The following is an 18,337-nucleotide window of genomic DNA, read 5'->3' as shown; positions in this document are numbered from 1 at the left end:
GAATCAGCGTCCACATGGGGCGTCGGCATGGTCGGGAGGGGCAGTGAGCGGTGAGAGGCGTTGCATGAAGTGCGGGTGCCGACTCAGCCGCTACAACCCGGACGATCGCGAACTGTGCGGAGCGTGTGCACGAAGCATCCCCACCTCAACAGCAGCACCTGAGCCACCCTCCATTCCAACCCACGTCTGGTCAGACGCCGGTATTCAAGAAGCCCTACGGTTAATGGACTTCGGGCGGGTGAGCCGTCTGCTGCGGCAAGGCACCGGGTTGCGGCAGGACGATCTCGCTCGCCTCACTGGCCTCAGCCAGGGCTATCTCTCCCAGCTCGAATCCGGAGCCCGGCGCCTCACACGCCTCGACAAGACCCAGTCGTTCCTGGACGCTCTGGAGGTGCCGGAAGAACTCCGTCCGGTCGCTTCCAACAATCCGCCTATGCGCGAAGCACCGGAGCCTGACTCATGTCCCGATGACACGGCCCAATTGCGCTCGCTCGCTACCGGGGCAGCACAATCTTCGCGTGTGTTCGCCGACATCATTTCCCCCAGCAACGTCAGCTCGGATGAACTTGAGCAGTTCGGATTCGCTCTCGCCCGCATCGCTACCGACTACGTCCACGCGCCACTGCTCCCGCTCTTCACCGATCTAGTCGCGGTACGCGACGAACTCTTCGACCGGCTACAAGGCCGCCAACACCCCCAACAGAGCCGCGAGCTGTTCATGCTCACCGGTACGGCGTGCCTGCTACTCGCGCATGCCTCGCAGAACCTCGGTGAAGCGGCGTCCGCGATGGCGCAGATCCGTACCACCCGCCTGTGTGCCGAGCAGGCAGATCACACGGGACTCCGCGCGTGGACTGCCGGCACGGCGGCACTGATCGCCGAGTGGTCGCCACAGAACCGGATGGCCCTGAAGCTGACGGAACAGGCGGCCCGGCTCGCTCCAGCCGGCGAGGCCCGCATCCGTATCGCTGCGATCGAGGCCCGCACGGCAGCCCGGATCGGCGATCATGAGCTGTCGCTGGCCGCACTCGACCGGATGCAGCAGGCCAGGGAGGAGACCCCGCTCCACGACGAGGTCGAACAATTCGGCGGCCTGCTGACCTTCCCCCTAGCCAAGCAGGACTACTACCTCGGCAGCACCTACACACTCCTCGGGAAACACGAACAGGCACGCCACCACGCCACCGCCGCCATCACCGCGTACCGCAGCGGACCGACAGAGGAACGCTCCTACGGGGACGAAGCCCTGGCCCACATCGATCTGATCACCGCCGGCATCCTCCAAGGAGACCCCGACGGGGCCACGACCGCCCTCCAGCACGTCCTGGACCTGCCCCCGCAGATGCGCATCCGCCAGCTCGGCAGCGCCATGGATCGTCTCGGCGGCCTCATCCGCCGCACCGATCTCAAGGGCAACCGGACCATCCGACAGCTGGCCGATCTGATTCACGGCTACCAGGTCATCGACGGCACAGCCGCGCTACGGTCGGAGCGATGACCACAACATCTCTCACGCCCCAAGGCGCCGCTCAACAGGCATGCACGGTCTGGGGACTTTCGGCGCGTGACATCTCGCCCCTGCGTACCCACGCCACCTCGGTTTATCTACTTCCTCATGCCGACGCCGTGGTCCGGGTCAGCCGGAGCGGACAGCGTGGCCCGATTCAACGGGCCGTTGCCCTCACCCACTGGCTGGCTGGCCAGGGCCTTGAGGTGACCGAGCCGCTCGATGTACCGCAGCCGTTGGACGTTGACAGATACGTGATCAGCGTTTGGCGGCACTACCCGCAGCCCGATGGCTCTCTCCCTGGCCCGGAACACCTCGGTCGTCTGCTCAGCAGACTCCACCAGCTCCCCGATCCCCCGATCCAGCTGCCGGCCTATCGGCCTCACATGGCTCTGCGCCCCGTCGTCGAGTCCAGCGCCGTCCTTGCACCCAGCGATCGCGAGTGGATACTGGGCCGTTCCGTCGATCTCCTTGACGCTTACGCGCACCTCGACTTCCCCCTCGGCCAGGGTTTGGTCCACGGCGACGCCTACCCGGGCAACACGCTCTGGGACGGTACCGCTGCCAGGCTCGGCGACTGGGACGAAGCAGCGATCGGCCCCCGCGAGGTTGACCTTGCCAACACTTTCCAGGGCGTCCGTTTCGGGCGCACTGCAACCCAGCTCCGCGCCTTCTCCGACGCCTACGGCTACGACCTTGCCGACTGGCCAGGGCTCGTGGTGCTCACGGAGCTACGGGACCTTCACACGCTCGGCTCGTTCATCCGGCGCGCCAACACGGGAGACCTTGATGCGACGGCCCAGCTCGCCTTCCGACTCGACACTCTCAAATACGGGGACCATGCGAAGAGCTGGGTCATCCACTGACTGAGAAGCCGTCCCCGACCCAGAGGCGGCCAGAGCGGCAGGTGTTGCACTGCCTCTTAGCGAGCTTTCGCCCAGACCATGACGTGCTGCTATGCAGCGCATCCGGACCCCCCGGCGCCCGCCCCTGCCAACGCGGAGCAGGCCGTTGGGCATACGGTCGGCGAGGTCGCGCGCGACGAAGCAGCTCCGCGGCCGCGGAGGGGAATTGGCCACCGCGAACGGCCCGAACCCGGACTTCGGAGCATCTCCGCGGATGCGGAGCGGACAGCTTCGGGTTCGACCCCCTGGAGACACCAGCCGGAGCATCTCCGCGTACGCGGAGCAGACGGCCCGATGCCAAGGACGGATTCCCGGCTGCCGGAACATCTCCATGTTCGCAGAGCAGACATCGGCAACGACATCGCCATAGGGGAGCACACCGGAACATCTCCGCGGTCGCGGAGCGGACCCGGCCCGTATGCTGTGCCCCCGTGATGATTGGAGCATCTCCACGTTCGCGGAGCGAACACCGAGGTGATGTCGACCCATGTGCCGACGTTCGGCGCATCTCCGCCCACGCGGAGCAGACCACTTGGACTGAGCGAACAACATCTTCTGATGCGGAGCACCTCCGCATACGCGGAGCAGACCCTGGTTGCTCCGCTGAACCTCGGCGATCCTCGGAGCATCTCCGCGGACGCGGAGCAGATTTGCACCACACCCGGAACCACGAGCCCGGCATCGGAGCATCTCCACACACGCAGAGCGGACAACATCGTGCCGGGCGACGGACACGTAATCGTCGGAGGATCTCCGCGGACGCGGAGCAGACGTCCCCTCCAGTGAGGTACCCCAGAACTTGTACGGAGCATCTCCGCGTACGCGGAGCAGACTTCACGTTGTCGGCCATCCAGTTGAAGGCCGGCGGAGCATCTCCGCCGTACGCGGAGCAGACGCAGCGAACTCCTGGTGCCCGACCAGATACGGCGGAGCATCTCCGCGTACGCGGAGCGGACCTCATCATGGCGATAGTCGTGCTGGCGATGGCCGGAGCATCTCCGCGTACGCGGAGCGGACCTCCGCATCAGCCGACTCGCGCTCTGTCTCATCGGAGCATCTCCGCGTACGCGGAGCGGACCTCACCTCCTTAGCCAGGAGGGTTGCCGACCGCGGAGCATCTCCGTGTACGCGGAGCGGACCCTTCGCGACCTGCGCTGTTGGGAGCACCTTGCCTGTTCTTTACTTCTTGAGGGGGGCGAGGGTGAGGAGTCCGCAGCCGTAGGCGCGGCCTTGTCCGATGCCGGTGGTGAGAAGGGTGCGGAGGGCTTGGGGGTTGGTGACGTCGAGTGCTCCTTCGTAGGTGGCGGTGGTGAGGGCGACGCGGATGGGTTTGTCGTGGTGGTCGTGTTTGCTGAAGGTGTTCTTGCCGCGGTGGCGGAGCTGGAGCTGGAGGGGGACTTCGCCGTCGGGGCCGAGGTCGTCGGGACTGCCTGCTGGGGGGATGGTGAAGCCGTGTTTGGGGGCTTTGTCGGTGAGCCAGCGCAGTTGGTGGCGTGCGGTGGTGTGGGGTAGGCGGCGTCCGCGTTGGTCGGGTGCGGGTGACGCTGTGCGGTAGGTGGGGGATGCGGTGAGGCGGAAGGCGTAGCGCTGTCCTGTTTCGATGCGGTCGAGGAGGGGGGTGTAGGGCTTGCTTTCCCATTGCGGGGTCTGGGCGGCGGGCCAGCCGGCGTCTTCGATGAGCTGGGTGTAGTCGGGGCGGGTGGGTGAGACGGTCCACAGGACCGGGCGGCGGACGTCGTCGGCGTCCAGGCGCCACAGGACGCGTGGGGGTGTCTGGCCGGGGGGTGTGGGCGGTTGGTCGGGGAAGCAGCCCATGATCAGGGCGTGGAGGGCGCGGGGGTTGCCGAGGAGTTTGATGGCGCCTTGGCGGCGGGGGTTGAGGTAGGCGCGGGTGAGGTACATAGGGGCGGTCCTGTCAGCCGAGCAGGTCGAAGGGGTCATGTGTGGTGGATTCCGGTGACAGGGGCAGGGTGATGTGCCCGTGCCGGATGGGGCGTTCGGTGTAGCGGTGGCGGAAGGGCGGCGCGGAGGCCAGAGGCTGGTCTTGGAGGACGTCGGTGCCGGCAGGGTCCTCGGTGACCGTGTCCAGGAGGACGCTGGACTGTCCCCGTGCGCGGTGGCGGGCGATCTCGTGTGCGCCGGCTTGCCAGGTGGTGGTGCGCAGGGCGTGGTCGAGGTCGCTGTCGTGCTCGACGCTGATGAAGAGGGGTTTGCTGGGTGGGCAGGAGCGGCGCCCGAGGAAGAGCGGGAAGCGGGGTCGGCGCAGGGCGTAGGCGGCTTTGGTTAGCAGGTCGGGGTCGCCTTCGAGGTAGGCGGTGAAGACGGCGTCGGTGCGGTAGTGCCGGCGGGTGATCTTCGTGGAGTCTTTGACCTGCAGGCTTCCGTCGTCTGCGGTGGGCAGGCGTTGGTGTGCTGGTTCGGTCGGGGCGTGGGAGGCGCCGCTTACGGTGTGGTAGTCGACCAGCAGTTGTCCGGGCTGGTCGGCGCGGACCGCCAGGCGCAGGGCGGCCAGCTGCGCCAGGGTGACGTCGGTGGTTTGTGAGGGGGTGCCGTCGCGTGGGATGCCGCAGGAGGCGGCCAGGAGTCCGACGATGCCGGACTTGCTGGGGTAGGGCAGGGTGGTGCGGATGTTGTGCCGGCTGTTGACTGCCCAGGACTGCAGCGGCCCGGCCAGCCGCATGGTCAGGACGCTCACTTCGCCTGCGCCTCCGCGAGGGCCTTCGCCAGAGCCTCTTCCACCTGCTCGAGGGCCCTCTTCCAGGTGACGCGCTGCGGGAGCTTCGAATCGTTGCCGTCGGTGGGCTGGTGTGCCAGGGCGGAGGGGTAGATGGCGGCGGTCCAGGCCGGGGTGTTGCCCCACTGCTCGTCTGCGTCGGCGATGTGGGTGAAGAGTGCGGTGGCGGAGGCTGCGAGGTATCCCTCGCTGGTGCGCGGGACGGGGCGTTCGAAGGCGTCGATGTGGCTGACGGGGCGGTCCTTGCGCAGGCTCAGGACGATGACTTCGGGCCGGGTGTGGTGGGCGAAGGTGTTGGCCTTGCCGGTGGGCATGCTGGTGGCGAAGGCGCGGATGAAGCCGAGCGCGGACTTCAGGGTGCTCTCGTCGTGCTTGTCGTGGTTGCTGTGCAGGGTGCGCAGGTCGATGGTGGCGTAGCGGTAGAGGGTGGCGGAGTTAAATTCGAGCGAGCCGATCATGCCGGCGCCTTTGTTGTCGTCGTTCTGCTCGTCGTCGACGGCGGTGAAGTAGTCGAATTCTGTGATGGCCTCGTGGGTGGAGATGGCGTGCGCGACCTGGCAGCCGGCATCCACGCCGGTGTCGGGGGAGTTGGCGACCATCCGTCCGAACAGGGCCACAGAACCGGGGTGGGCCGTCACTCCCAGCTCCTTGAGGCCCAGCCCGGCCACGAGGTCGGCCAGATCCTTGTCGGTATTCGCGTCGGCCAGCGCTTGTGTGTGTGCGGCGAGTGTGTTGACGACCTTGTTGATCTGGGTGCGGCCGAGGAAGAGCAGGTATTCGGTGACCGGGCGCTCCTCGACCGGCTTGCCGTCCTCGCCCTTCTTCTTGGGCTTCTTCGCGGCGACCTTGAACATCGCGGTGGCTGCTGCCATGCCGATGGCGTCGGCCTTGCCTTTGAGGTCTGGCACGCGCTCGGCGAGCTGGTCGGCAATCATCTGGGGCAGGTGGCGGGTGCGGACGGCGTCCTCGCCCGCGAGGGCTCCGTCGGCCTCGAAGGCGGTGCGGGTGGCGCGCTTCCATGCCTGGGAGGAGACGCGGGCGCGCTTGACGCCACCGAAACGGGCGGTCTTGGGGCTGCCGTCCTGATCACGGTTGACGTTGGAGGGCGGAACGTTCTGCAGGATGTGGATGTCGAGGAAGGCCATGGTGCTACTCCTTGGGCGATTCGGTCGCGTTGCTGTCGGTGGTCTTGGGTGGGGTGCGGCGGAAGTCCATCCCCCAGTGGCGTACCAGTCCCCGGCGTCGTGCGGGCTGCTCCCAGATCGCAAGGCCGTCGGCGAGGGCGACGTAGTCCAGCGCGATGTCATAGGTGCGCAGCAGCGAGACCAAGAACCGTAGGTGGCTGGTGAGTTCGGTCATGGAGTCGGCACCGAGCGCGGCGCGGAAGCGTTGGGCGGCGCCGTCTTTGGAAGGCATCGCCGTCTGGAGTTTGCGGGCGGCGGTACCCAGGGAGATGCCGCGCCGGTGCATGGGGGCGGACTTCGACTGCATGTGGCAGGCGTAGAGCGCCAGGCTGTGGTGCACGGCCGCGGTCACGGCCTCGCGCTGCCCGAGGGGGACGTACTCCGAGAGCGTGGTGTCCTCGTCGCCTTCCAGCACGTAGGTGATCGGCGCGTGCATGTCGATTTCGTCCAGCGGCTCGGTGTTGCGGCCACGTCGGCACGCCGCGGCCAGGGCAGGGTCGCGGTCGATCTTCTTGAGCTGCTCGGCGAGGCGGGTGTGCCAGGCAGGCGGGTCGCTCTCTGTGCGCCGCTCAGCGGCGGTGGTGGTGGTCATTCGGGGTGCTCCAGATCGGTGGGATCGTCGTCGGGGCCATCGGTGTCGGTGGCGAAGAGTTCGCTCAGGGCCTTGTGCAGGGCGTGGTGGAAGAAGATCTCGGCGAGGAAGGCGTCCATGACCTGGGCGTCATCGCCCTCGCCCGATGCCTGGCCGTGGAAGGCGGCCGGGGAGACGGAGGCGAGTAGTTCGCGGGCCTGGCTGCGGATGATCTGCTGCACCTCGTGTGCCCATCGGTCCAGAGCCTGGTCCGGGTCGGCGTCGTCGGTCAGGGAGGCGAGCCAGCGCCTGAAGGGGGCGTCCAGCTCGGCGTAGGCCGTCTCGCGGGCTCGTTCACGGTGGCTGGCCAGCAAGCCCTCTTCCGAGCGGCGGCAGCCCGATGCCACCGCGAGGTTCTCCGCCAGATATGCCAGGGCCCGTACAGCGCCCTCCGCTGCCGCCACGGCGTCCAGTACGGCGTTGCGCCAGTCGTCGTCCTGGGCTGAGAGAACGGCGATGGGCAGCGGCAGCTCATCGCCGTACGCTTCGTCGATCACCGCGCTCTGGTTGCCGTATTCGAAGCCGACCGCCAGGACCCGCAGCGGCATCCCCTTCAGCGCCGACAGCCGCTCACGGGTGCCGAGTTGGGCCAGAACGGCAGGCCCCCGCAGTGTGGGCGCGTCTTTCGCAGCCGCGGTGGACGGCAGCTCGGCTCGGGCCAGCAGGGGAGCGAGCCCGCGCCACAGCTGCCGCTCGACGCGGTGGCGCACCGGCCAGTACACGAGAGGGAACTTGCGCTTGCGCTCCAGGTTCTCGCTGCGCTTCCACGCCGAGTGCGGCTCGCTGCTCATCCAGCCGCGCAGCTCCTGCCCGGTGCTGAGCGCGATCCGGTCCCCGCCGCACACCACCACCTGCCGCACCGCGATCCCACCGGGCACCTCGGCGTCCGGCTCGGGGATCAGGCGGATGCGGCGCGCGGGCCAGGTGTACAGCTCCAGCCGTCCCTTGGGCATCCGCTCCGCCCACTGGCCCGTCAACGGTGGGCGCTCCCACACCGGCAGATCGCCCCCGGCCACTGCCGTGGTCGGCAGTAGGTTGCACATGAGGGTGTGCCACAGGGTCGGACCCATGGGCATGATCACGCCCAGCTGGCCCAGCGCTCCGACAGGGTTGCCGGTCGTCTTTCCGGCCTTGGCCATTTTGTCGCCCACAGCGCCGGTCTTGATCGCCGCGGTGTCCCAGGCGTGGGCGTGCAGCAGCCACCGCGCCGCCTGCGCCGGGCTCAACGCATCGGGCCGGGCGTCGCGTTCGGCGGAGAACAGGGGCACGTTGTTGCCGCTGGCCACGTGTGGGACCAGCAGGGCCGCGGTCTTCGTCTTTCCGTTCAGCGCCTGCAGCCCACCGCCCTGCATAAACGGCGCCTGCGCGTCGAACAGCCCGAACCGTGAACGGTGCTCATCCATATAGGCGTTGATCGCCGTCTCGCTGAAGGCGGCCGTGTCCCACCAGGTCTGCCACTGCTTCTCATCCGCCGGCCCATCAAGAGCACGGTGCACGACGGCGAGCAACATCCGTACCACAGGGGGAACTTGAGACGGTACGTCGAGGGCCAGGGTACGTACCTCGTAGGCGCGCACCAGCACCTCGCGCAGGGAGACCTCCCCCGTGCTGCCGTCCGTGAAGACGACCGGGAGCCAGTCGTCGTCGACCAGATTGAATTCCATAACGCTCCACCACGTAGGCATGACGAGTCACCGGCGCCGCACAGCGGTTGGTGCCCGGCTCCGACTCCATACCTACAGCCCCCCACTGACAACACACGCTGACCTTGACAAATCTGACCTGTGCGCACGGCTGTGCCGTTGAGCGCCACGAAGGTGACCCTCAACGGCAGCTACGAGGCACCAGCTCTATTCGCCCAACCACCGGTGCAGAGAGCCGATCGAGACGACGGTGGAGGTGAGGCCAGCGCCCAGGCCCCACGATTGGGCAGTCAGGGCACCAGCGCCACCTGCCAGGAGCAGAATGACCAGCCCTCGGACCCCCACTACTGCCCGCTGCGCAGTCATCCCGGCAGGCGGCGGTGGCTGTCGATTCATGGAACCTCCTCGTTGCGTCGATGCCGGGTGGATAGCCACCCAGCTCGAACCTCTGAATACTTGGAAGGAGCGTAGCGAGTCGAGCACCGCGGCCCGCTCGCACCAGCCCAACCGGCAGCAACTTGGCTGGACTTACTCCACGTGGCCGAAACCGAAGGCCCTGGTGGCATGCCGGTTAGGATTGAGCCCGTGCGTTCGCTCCGCGCACGCGGAGATGCTCCTTATTCAGAGGTCCGACTCGGGTAAGTTGCACATTTCGCTCCGCGCACGCGGAGATCACCCGCGCGGACCGTCCCCTACGCCCTCGTCCACGCACGAGCGAAGGCCATCGAACCTTCCTGCATCTCGGGGCATTGTTGGTCAAACAACCGTGAGGCCCTCGCGCGAGCAGTACGTGAGACTCTGTCCTCCCAGCCGCAAAGGCCGACCGTCGGCGGGCAGCAGCAGGACTCGGGCCGAGCCGAGCCAGGCGGAGTCCTTCCACGCTGCTGGCGTGAAAGCGGCCTCCTGGGCTGCATCCGTCAGCTTCTCAGACCAGCCCGGAAGCCGGATCGCCTGATCCAGGACCGTCTCGACCATCGCCGCATCTGGCAGCCGGTCCAACGACACCGGCGCATCTGCACCCTGAGAGACGGGGAATGCCGTCCCGTCCGTGTCTCCGGCGCGCAACAAGATAACCTCCAACGACGGCTGCCCAAGCCGGACCAACGACTGCACCTGTGGCGTGTTCTCGTCGTCATCGCCACTGAGCGCACCGACATCGTGCAACTCCGCGAGGGTTTCCACCTCGTGCGGATTCTTCAGCGCAATGTGCCGGGCCTGGTCGGCCATCCGCTCCCGTTTGTCCTCATCCGCCCGTGCAGCGGCGGCCAGCTCCTCCTGCCAGGAGTCCGGCCCCAGCGCCTCGGTGCCATAGACGCGGTTAACGAGCGTCGGGATATCCCCGGGCAGCTCCAGTGTCGCGTAGTTGCGAAGTGCCGCCGCGGTACGCCACAGCAGATGCTCCCCGTAGACCGTGCGCGATCCTCCGGGCACCTGCGGAGGCGCGTCCGGGCGGTCCTGGAAACCCGTCACCACGACCTGAGCCTCCTTCATCAACGTCGACCGGTTGATGGCTGGATGGCGGTGTTCGCGGCCGATCCGCTGGAACAGCAGGTCGATCGGGCACAAGTCGGTGATCAGCGCGTCGAAGGAGACATCTAGCGACTGCTCGACCACCTGGGTGGCCACCACGACGTGCGGCATCGGCCGCGTACCCCCGGGCCCGAACTGCTCCACCAGCATGTTCTCCAGGCGTCGGCGGTCGGCCACCGTGAACCGGGCATGCATGAGCGTGACCGCCTCATCGCCCAACGCCTGCCTCAGCTGCTCAGCCAGTTCCTGTGCGCGGGCGACCATGTTGCGGATGACCAGCAGGCAGCCCCCGTCCGCCAGCAGCCTCTTCGCCTCGTCGGCGACCATGCTCACGTCCGACTCCGGCAGCATCGTCACCTTCACCGGCAGACGGCGGTCCGTCGCCGCCGCAACGACCCGAGGCACCTCCCCCTCGCCCACCGGACCGGGCGCGTCCACCCAGGTCAGACGCGGATAGGCAGCATCCTCCTTCAGCTCCGCAGGCCGCCCGGCATACGCCTGTACCAGTTCAGCGCGCTGCTTGGCCGGGAGCGTCGCCGACAGCAGGACCACCGGCACGCCGCAGGCCCCCAGCCATGCCAGCACGCCGTGCAGCAGTCCCGACATGTACGCGTCGTAGGCGTGCACCTCGTCCAGGACCACGACCTTGCCGGCAAGACCCAGCATCCGCACCGACACGTAACGCGAAGCCAGGCCCGCCAGCAGCAGCTGGTCGGCGGTGGCAACCACCACTGGCGCCAGTAGCGCCCGATAGCGACCAAGAATCCACTTCGAGCCGACCGCGCCCCCACCACACTCGTCGGCCCCCGCAGCGGCATGCAGCAGCGCCTGGTAGTCCTCCTGCCGGGCCGCCTTGCCATGCGCAAGGGCCACCGTCGTATCGGCACCCTGCCGCTCCAGCCACTTCAGCACCCGGCGGAAAATCTGGTTCGCCGTAGCCTGCGTCGGAAGACCGAAGAAGACGCCGTTAGCACCCAGGCGGGCAGCAAGCACCTCCGCAGCCCCCAGAGCTGCCTCGGTCTTGCCCTCCCCCATCGGCGCCTCGATCAGTATCAGTCCCGGCCCGGTCACCGAACACGCCAGGTCATAAACCGTCGTCTGCACATCCCGCGGCGCCGCTACCCCGAAGCGTGAGCCGAACAGCCCCTGGGCGCCCATCCGGGCACTGCCGGAGTCCGGCGTCCAGGCCGCCCGTACGCCCATGACCTCGCCTGCGCGCCCCACACGGGACGCGGATGTGTCCAGGTAGCCGTCCTACAGCCGGCCCTCGTAGGGGAAGAGATCCTCGTTGCTGGCCAGCCAGTCCGCCAAGGTCACCGCGCCGGCCTGCACCAACTGCGCCGCCACCGACGGCAGGCTCTTGCTCCACTCCCCCTGGTACGGCGCCGCTCCGCTCCCCACAACGGCCGCCTCGTGGACCTCGGCCTGCAACGGCTTCCACGCCCCCGTCCCACGACGCTTCGGCTTCACCCTGTCCCCCAGCCAGCCGACACCGGGGAAGATGCCGTGATGTCCGGCCAAGGTCAGGGCCACGAACTCGGCTGCCGCAGGATCCCAACCCTCATCGCAGAGGAACTCGTACACCAGGCGCCCGGACAACCATCCGTGCGGGAGCACACCCTTCACGGACAGGTCGACGGTCAGACCCGCGGCCACCAGGTCAGCACGTCGCTGCACATCCAACCCGGCGAAGGGAGGCGTCGCCTTACCCAGGTCGTGATCAGCCGCCAGCCACGACAAGCGCGCCCGAGCCGACTCCCTGCACCCGCCCAGATCGTCGGCCAGAAGCCTTCGTACCCGCTCCGCCAGCAGGTGATCCCACAGCCATCCCCCTGCATGCCCGCTGTCCCACCCATGCGCGATCAGCGAATGCCACGGCGCACCAGGAGGTACCTCCCGCCCCCACCCCTTACGCCATGTCTTCGCCCACAACAGCCGCGCCAACTCCGAAACCACCAATGCCGGCCTCCTCCCAGACTCCCCACAGTCCTACCGGCCACCACTGACAATCCGCCCTCGAAGGGACCACGCGTGGCAACCAGGCCCGCAGGCAGCGCTACCGTGAACAAGCCAGCCGATGCCCCGCAGCACTCGGCACAGAACCACACGCACCTTGATAACGACACAGCAAAGCCCCCACAAAAGCGCAGGCCGTGAAGTGTCCGCTCCGCGCAGGCGGAGATGAGCCGCGCCCGCTGTCCATGGGGACGCTCTACCAGCTGTCCGCTCCGCGCAGGCGGAGATGAGCCGTTCTTCAGCTCCAGGCGCGCGGCCTCCTCCATGTCCCTTCCGCACAGGCGGAGATGTACCGACCGCCGTAATGGGCTGGTGGGCCAGAAAGCCGTCCGCTCCGCGCAGACGGAGATGTGCCGCCTTACTGTGGTCGTACATGGGGAGTGCCCTTGTCCGCTCCGCGCAGGCGGAGATGCACCGCAGTATGCGATCGTTTTCGCGGCATCCACCATGTCCGCTCCGCCGCCGGAGATGCACCGCGCCGCCGCCCGTTCGGGGCGTACGCGCACAGGTCCGCTCCCGCACAGGCGGAGTTGCGCCGACCGACTAGGAGGGCGAGCAGCGACCCATTCGGTCCGCTCCGCGCAAACGGAGATGCGCCGTCGGTGACGATGCCGCAGCATTCAACATCGTCGTTCGCACCGCACAGGCGGAAATGTACCGCCGCTCCTGCGGGAGCCCCGAAGACGCCGACAGTCCGCTCCGCGCAAGCGGAGATGTGCCGCCCATGGCCAGCACGATGATGGCCACCATCGGTCCGCTCCGCACAGGCGGAGATGTGCCGGCCATGGCCACCTGGGCGGTCCGCCGCTGCAGGTCCGCTCCGCGCAGGTGGAGATGTGCCGTACGCCCCTGGGCTGGGTTTCTACGTGTGGACGGGTGCTCCGCGCAGACGGAGATATGCCGAACTTCGCGGCCTCCTCGATCCACGCGATCATGTTCGCTCCGCACAGGCGGAGATGATCTGGCTGACCCGGGCATCTGGCGCGCTGGGCACAAGTTCGCTCTGCGCAGGCCGGAGATGATCCTTCGCCGGTGAGGATCGCGAAGCCGCGGGGCTTGTCCGCTCCGCGTAGGTGGAGAATGCGCCGTGCTCGTCGAGAATGTCGACCCACTCGTGGAGGCCCGCTCCACACCAGCGGAGATGCGCCGCATGGTGCAGGTGGCCGAACGCTATGGTGTCAGTCCGCGCCGCGCCCGCGGAGATGTGCCGTCCGGCGCCCCGTAGGGGCGGTAGCTGCCCGGGTCCGCTCTGCGCAGGCGGAGATGCTCCGGGCGTCAACCCACGTGACCTGTTCAGCGGCGCGTCCGCTCCGCGCAGGCGGAGATACTCCCCACACGCACATGGTGGCGACCCTCGCGAAAGCGTCCGCTCCGCAAACGTGGAGATGTTCCGTGGACGCGGGTGGGGAACTCTCCTGCATCGCCGTCCGCTCCGCTCACGCGGAGATGTTCCGTCCTCGCGGGCGTTCAGCGCGGTGCCTCTCATGTTCGCTCCGCGCAGGCGGAGATGCACCGGCCGCCGCGTGGACGGCCCGCCAGCTCGGAGAGTTTGCTCCGCGCAGCCGGAGATGCACCAGTAGCGCCGCCGCCGAGTGCTGCTGGCACAGTCCACTCTGCGCAGGCGGAGATACACCGGCGTAAGCGGCCTCCGGGTCGATGGCCTCACTGTCCGCTCCGCGCAGGCGGAGATGTGCCGGGCTCCAGGTCGCCGCCTCCCTTCCTGTCCGCATTCGCTCCGCGCAGGTGGAGTTGCTCCGGTGGGCGGTATGAATAGTTGGGCCACTGTGCCGTCCGCTCCGCGCAAGCGGAGATGCTCCGTTCACCGGCGCCACGGTCAACACCGGGATGACTTCCGCTCTGCATACGCGTAGGTGCTCCGGCATCCATCGGGTCGGCCGGCTGATGGCGCAGGTCCGCTCCGTGTACGCGGAAATGTTCCGGCGGTGGTCAGCTCCCACTCTGAGGCAAAACTATCTGCTCCGCGAACGCGGAGATGCTCCGATGCCGTAGCCCGTTCCCTACACGATCTTCTGGTCTGCTCCACGTCTGCGGAGATGCTCCGCCCTCGCGGTTCTTGACGGGGTTGATGTGCAGGTCCGCTCCGCGAACGCGGAGATCCCGCCGACAGACCTATCCGCTACCGCTCCCAGCGGAGCAGCGCCTTGACCAGTACCCAACTACATCATCAGCATGGGTACCTCCATAAGCCTCCGATGACCGCCCGCCTCTGGGACTTTTCAGGGACTTTCAGCTCTGCCAGAGGGACTTTCGAGGGACTTTCGGCTACGTAAGACGGCAAGTGCTTGAAAGATCGGAAAGGGGCCTCCGACGCAGGTCAGAGGCCCCTTCCAAGGCAAAGTCCCAGGTGGCGGCGGACGAGTCGGCCTGTACGCCGGGTACAGCTCGACCATCGACATCTGCGGCATGACCTGGGCCTCTCGCCAGGGCTCCCAGCCACGCCGTCGGCTGACCAGGCCAAACATGGGAGGCCACGCATTGCGGACTCGACACCCCCATCGAATGGGCTGCAACATACACCCTCTCCCGAGTTCCCGCGCCGCCAAACCTTCAATCCCAGACCACATTTGGCGCGGCCGGAATTTCGAGCTACAACAGCACACCCCTGGCGGGAAGACCCGTCGGTGACACTCGGATGAATTGGTGTGGCTTTGGCGACGGTCGTAGACAAAGGCGCTGGTGCGCTCGGCAAGCGATGGCTCGTACGGTACCGGGAGCCAGGTGGACGGAGCGCTCGGCAACGTGAGAAGTCGTTCGACCGCAAGAAGGACGCAGTGGATTTCTCCACCAAGGTCGAGAACGACAAGCGGGAGAACAGCTACGTCGATCCTGCTGCTGGCAAGGTTTCGGTGCGGCGCTATGCGGCCGATTGGATCGCTCTGAAGCCCATGACGGCCGGCACGGAGGAGTCGTATGAGCGCATCATGCGCCTTCATGTCCTGCCGCAGCTGGGGAGGAAGACTATCTCCCAGGTCACCGCGGCGGATGTGGAGAAGCTGTACGCGCACTGGCGCCAGCAGGGCGCGATGCCCAATACCATAGAGTCCCGCCGCATTGCCCTGTCAGGGATGTTCTCTCACGCGGTTCGCCACAAGAGGATCCGCGAGAATCCGGTCCGGCTGGCTGAGAAGCCCGCCAACCCAACCAGGCAAGTGGATGAGAGGGCGCTTCCCGACTTCGATGAGATTGCAGCCCTGGCCCACGAGATTGGTCCACGTCTGGAGCCTGCGGTGTGGCTCATGGCATGTTGCGGATTGCGTATCGGAGAGTCGTTGGGAGTCTTTCCAGAGGACATCGTCGACGGCACGTTGCGTTGCCGTCGGCAGGTCCTGCGTATCAAGAATTCCGCAGGCAAGTACGTCGCACTCTACGCTCCCCTGAAGCATCGTAAGGAGGGAGAGTGGCGCGATATACCGGCGCCCGCCGTCCTTGAGTCGATTGCCGAACGGCTACCCGTTCGAAATCAGGTCGGAGGCATGATCTATCCCGACCTTTTCCGTAAGTCCTGGGGGCGGGCGCTGAAACGGCTCGGGCTGCCTGACTACACACCGCACGACCTGCGACACAAGTGGGCCACCGTGACCCTGAGCAACGGTGTGCCCATCCACGAGGTCTCGCGGTGGATGGGCCACAGCTCCATCAAGATCACGGTGGACCGGTACGGCCACCTCACCCTGGACGGCAGTGAGCGCTGTCGTCAGGTCGTCGAGGCCACCTTCGGGGAGCACATGCTCAGCGAATTCCCAGCTCCGCGAGTACCCGGTGCTGAGTTGGTGCTGGCTTAGCCGGGAAGTAGAGGTAGCAGACGCCTCCCGTAGCGCTCTTGACCTGGCCGTTTGCGTCGTGGCGCTTCGTCCGCAGCCAGATGTTTTCGAACTGGCGTCGCTTGTAGATGTGGCGGACCGACTTGTCGTCGGGTGAGTTGGGGTCGTTGGCGATGACGTCGCCGTCCTGGGTGAAGCCGATGATGGTCATCAGGTGGCCGGCGGTGCCGTAGCCCGCGCCGTCGAGTTCGGTCTTCAGGAAGGACTGGGAGGTGATGACCGGGATGCCGGCGTGGATGAGGCGTTCGACGTCGGTGAGGGAGGACAGGCGGGTGACCAGGCTCTGGAGGTCCCGGTAGGTGGCGGCGTAGGCGGCGTTGAAGGGCCAGTTGCCGCAGCCGTCGTACTGGTAGTCGAAGGTGTAGCGGGCGGCGTGGCAGACCTGGGGGTCGGCGTAGGCGGGGTTGACCCAGGAGAGTTGCTGCTGGGTGGGCTTGCGGCCCCAGTATTCGATGATCATCTGGGAGGAGGTGGGGCTGCACCATGCCTCGCCGCCGTTGTCGTACTCCGGGTACTGGCCCTTGTGGATCTCCTGGGAGTAGCGGGGTACGGGCAGTTCGCGGCCCGGCTGGACGGGCTTGGAAGCCGGGACCTCGAAGCGGTCGGGGAGGGCGGAGGCCATGGCGCCCAGGCGCCAGACGGTGGGGGTCAGGGTGGTGCCGGGCCTGCGGTGGAGGGTGAGGCGGAGCTGGTAGGAGGCCAGGCGGAGGCCGCCGGCCGGGTCGTCGACGGCGAAGGTGTCGGTGGAGATGCTGCTCCTGCCGTCCTTCTGGTCGTCGACGGAGGTGCGGCGGATGTCGGCGTCGGTGTCGCCGGCGGTCCAGTGGCCCATGACGTACCAGGGGGTGCTGCCGCCGTCGGAGTACGTGCCGCGCAGTTCGACGGTGATCCAGGTGCCGGGCGGGGTGTGGGCGTTCCAGGAGGCGACGGCCTCGGTGGCCGGGACGGCGAGGGTGTGCACCGGGGAGGTCCAGGTGGCGTACTCCCAGGCTGCGGTCCTGCCGGTGTGCGGGTCCTTGTAGTCGGCGGTGCCGGCGGGGCGGGCGATGCGCACGCCGGGGCGGGCCCCGTGCTCGACGCGGGTGCCCTTGCCGGTGCCCCCGTTCCAGTCGGCCGCGGTGGTCCAGGCGCGGTAGTCCACGAGGCTCTTCGGTCGGCGCTCTTCGGCGTCCGGGGTGGTGGCGGGCGGTTCCGCCGGGTCCTCGGCGGCCTTGTGCGGTTCGTCGGCGGCCTGCGCCAGGGGGGCGGCGATGCCCGCCGCGGCGGCGAGCGCGGCGGCAAGGACGGTGCGCCGGGGCGCGGAGCTGGTCATGGTGGAGGTCCCCCAGTCGGATGCGTGCGATCGGGTGCGAGGGTCGGGCCGGGACGGCGGGCGGGCAATGGGGGCTCGCCTGCTCGAACAGAGTGGAGAGCGTGGGGCAGGATCGGCAGTGGCTCAACTATTGCCGTTCCGGACGGGCTTCGGAAGCGGCCGCGGCGCGCGTCGCGCCAGGAATATTGGAGTGGACCTCTGACATCCGGGCGGCAGGGGCCCGCGGCGTACGCTGGCGCGATGGAACGTGACCTGGCCCCGCTCGCCGCCCGACTGCGCGCCCTGCCGCCCTCCTGCGGGCCGGTGCGGCTGATCGCGGTGGACGGGCACGCGGGGTCGGGCAAGACCACCTTCGCCGGGCGGCTGGCCGCGGCGCTGGACGACGCGCCGGTGGTGCACACCGACGATCTGGCGACCCATGAGGAGCTGTTCGCCTGGGACGAGCGGTTCCGGACGCAGGTGCTGGACCCGCTGTCCCGGGCCGAGACGGCGCGGTACGGGGTGTACGACTGGGTGCGCGGGGAGTTCGCCGAGGAGCGCGCGCTGGCGCCCGCGCCGGTGGTGCTGATCGAGGGCGTCGGGGCGGGCCGGCGGGCGCTGCGGCCCTATCTGGCCTGCCTGCTGTGGATGGAACTGGCGCGCGAGCACTCATGGGAAAGGGGGCGACTCCGGGACGGACCGGACCTTTCCGCTTTCTGGAGTGGCTGGATTCCGGCGGAGCGCGCGCACTTCGCGCGCGATCCTTCGCGCCCCTACGCCGATTTCCTGGTGCACCAGGTGGAGTTGGGATACGAGGTACGTGTGGGGCCTTCTGCCGCCCGGTGATCAGCCCCGCAGTTCACGCTCCGTAGCAGACCTCGTCCGACGCCCCCGGACACGCCGACAGGGTCCCGCCGAACGCCCCAACTCGGCTTGACCTGGGGGGCGTACAGGACTTACGTTCTCAATGTGCGGTTCTACGGACCGCCCGCAGATGCGAAGCCCCCGGTTGTTCCCCCGTGATCGGGGGCTTCGTTCTGCGTTGAATCACCTC

The 18,337-nt window shown here is 67.8% G+C and carries 12 protein-coding genes; 4 read left to right on the top strand and 8 right to left on the bottom strand.

Features of this window, described 5'->3' with window-relative positions; genetic code table 11:
• The first annotated feature begins 238 nt into the window (after nucleotides 1–238).
• Together ACZ4NB_RS04935 and ACZ4NB_RS04930 are read left to right on the top strand one after the other, a co-directional pair.
• Complete coding sequence (locus tag ACZ4NB_RS04935) at nucleotides 239–1,498, top strand: helix-turn-helix domain-containing protein (RefSeq protein ID WP_467658336.1); 1,260 nt, start codon at nucleotides 239–241, stop codon at nucleotides 1,496–1,498.
• Nucleotides 1,495–2,373, top strand: a complete 879-nt coding sequence (locus tag ACZ4NB_RS04930; RefSeq protein WP_467658335.1) for an aminoglycoside phosphotransferase family protein — start codon at nucleotides 1,495–1,497, stop codon at nucleotides 2,371–2,373. The genes ACZ4NB_RS04935 and ACZ4NB_RS04930 overlap by 4 nt, the downstream gene beginning before the upstream one ends.
• 1,218 nt (nucleotides 2,374–3,591) lie before the next feature.
• Here ACZ4NB_RS04930 and cas6e read toward each other — a convergent pair.
• The 7 genes from cas6e to ACZ4NB_RS04895 all read right to left on the bottom strand — a co-directional run bounded on the left by cas6e (nucleotide 3,592) and on the right by ACZ4NB_RS04895 (nucleotide 12,090).
• Nucleotides 3,592–4,314: a type I-E CRISPR-associated protein Cas6/Cse3/CasE gene (gene cas6e, locus ACZ4NB_RS04925; protein ID WP_467658334.1), complete on the bottom strand. Its 723-nt coding sequence runs from the start codon at nucleotides 4,312–4,314 to the stop codon at nucleotides 3,592–3,594.
• 13 nt (nucleotides 4,315–4,327) lie between these two features.
• On the bottom strand, nucleotides 4,328–5,107 hold the full coding sequence (cas5e, locus tag ACZ4NB_RS04920) for a type I-E CRISPR-associated protein Cas5/CasD (protein WP_467658333.1): 780 nt from the start codon (nucleotides 5,105–5,107) through the stop codon (nucleotides 4,328–4,330).
• Nucleotides 5,104–6,291, bottom strand: coding sequence for a type I-E CRISPR-associated protein Cas7/Cse4/CasC (cas7e, locus tag ACZ4NB_RS04915; RefSeq protein ID WP_467658331.1), 1,188 nt, complete (start codon nucleotides 6,289–6,291; stop codon nucleotides 5,104–5,106). The genes cas5e and cas7e overlap by 4 nt, the downstream gene beginning before the upstream one ends.
• A 4-nt stretch (nucleotides 6,292–6,295) precedes the next feature.
• On the bottom strand, nucleotides 6,296–6,922 hold the full coding sequence (casB, locus tag ACZ4NB_RS04910; RefSeq protein WP_467658329.1) for a type I-E CRISPR-associated protein Cse2/CasB: 627 nt from the start codon (nucleotides 6,920–6,922) through the stop codon (nucleotides 6,296–6,298).
• Nucleotides 6,919–8,625 (bottom strand): type I-E CRISPR-associated protein Cse1/CasA, encoded by a 1,707-nt coding sequence (gene casA / locus ACZ4NB_RS04905; protein WP_467658328.1) that lies wholly within the window; start codon nucleotides 8,623–8,625, stop codon nucleotides 6,919–6,921. The genes casB and casA overlap by 4 nt, the downstream gene beginning before the upstream one ends.
• Nucleotides 8,626–9,360: 735 nt before the next feature.
• On the bottom strand, nucleotides 9,361–11,337 hold the full coding sequence (cas3, locus tag ACZ4NB_RS04900) for a CRISPR-associated helicase Cas3' (protein ID WP_467658327.1): 1,977 nt from the start codon (nucleotides 11,335–11,337) through the stop codon (nucleotides 9,361–9,363).
• A gap of 51 nt (nucleotides 11,338–11,388) precedes the next feature.
• Nucleotides 11,389–12,090 (bottom strand): CRISPR-associated endonuclease Cas3'', encoded by a 702-nt coding sequence (locus ACZ4NB_RS04895; protein ID WP_467658645.1) that lies wholly within the window; start codon nucleotides 12,088–12,090, stop codon nucleotides 11,389–11,391.
• 2,852 nt (nucleotides 12,091–14,942) lie between these two features.
• Here ACZ4NB_RS04895 and ACZ4NB_RS04890 point away from each other — a divergent pair.
• Entirely contained in the window at nucleotides 14,943–15,953 is a 1,011-nt protein-coding gene (locus ACZ4NB_RS04890; protein WP_467658326.1) for a tyrosine-type recombinase/integrase, read from the top strand.
• On the opposite strand, the gene ACZ4NB_RS04885 is transcribed toward ACZ4NB_RS04890, so the two are convergent.
• Complete coding sequence (locus tag ACZ4NB_RS04885; RefSeq protein WP_467658324.1) at nucleotides 15,901–17,304, bottom strand: peptidase C39 family protein; 1,404 nt, start codon at nucleotides 17,302–17,304, stop codon at nucleotides 15,901–15,903. The two genes, ACZ4NB_RS04890 and ACZ4NB_RS04885, sit on opposite strands and share 53 nt — an antisense overlap.
• 240 nt (nucleotides 17,305–17,544) lie before the next feature.
• Between ACZ4NB_RS04885 and ACZ4NB_RS04880 the strand changes: the two genes are divergently transcribed.
• On the top strand, nucleotides 17,545–18,129 hold the full coding sequence (locus ACZ4NB_RS04880; protein ID WP_467658323.1) for a uridine kinase family protein: 585 nt from the start codon (nucleotides 17,545–17,547) through the stop codon (nucleotides 18,127–18,129).
• The last annotated feature ends 208 nt before the right edge of the window (nucleotides 18,130–18,337 follow it).

The organism is Streptomyces sp. NPDC026575 (genome assembly GCF_055567415.1).
The sequence above is the reverse complement of the archived record's forward strand: the minus strand, read 5'-3'. Positions and strand labels throughout refer to the sequence as shown.

Bases quoted from the DNA above. Each gene is read 5' to 3' on its own strand.
- casA (WP_467658328.1), bottom strand. From the start codon at position 8,625: ATGGAATTCAATCTGGTCGACGACGACTGGCTCCCGGTCGTCTTCACG.
- cas3 (WP_467658327.1), bottom strand. From the start codon at position 11,337: ATGGGCGTACGGGCGGCCTGGACGCCGGACTCCGGCAGTGCCCGGATG.
- ACZ4NB_RS04885 (WP_467658324.1), bottom strand. From the start codon at position 17,304: ATGACCAGCTCCGCGCCCCGGCGCACCGTCCTTGCCGCCGCGCTCGCC.
- ACZ4NB_RS04880 (WP_467658323.1), top strand. From the start codon at position 17,545: ATGGAACGTGACCTGGCCCCGCTCGCCGCCCGACTGCGCGCCCTGCCG.
- casB (WP_467658329.1), bottom strand. From the start codon at position 6,922: ATGACCACCACCACCGCCGCTGAGCGGCGCACAGAGAGCGACCCGCCT.
- cas7e (WP_467658331.1), bottom strand. From the start codon at position 6,291: ATGGCCTTCCTCGACATCCACATCCTGCAGAACGTTCCGCCCTCCAAC.
- cas6e (WP_467658334.1), bottom strand. From the start codon at position 4,314: ATGTACCTCACCCGCGCCTACCTCAACCCCCGCCGCCAAGGCGCCATC.
- ACZ4NB_RS04930 (WP_467658335.1), top strand. From the start codon at position 1,495: ATGACCACAACATCTCTCACGCCCCAAGGCGCCGCTCAACAGGCATGC.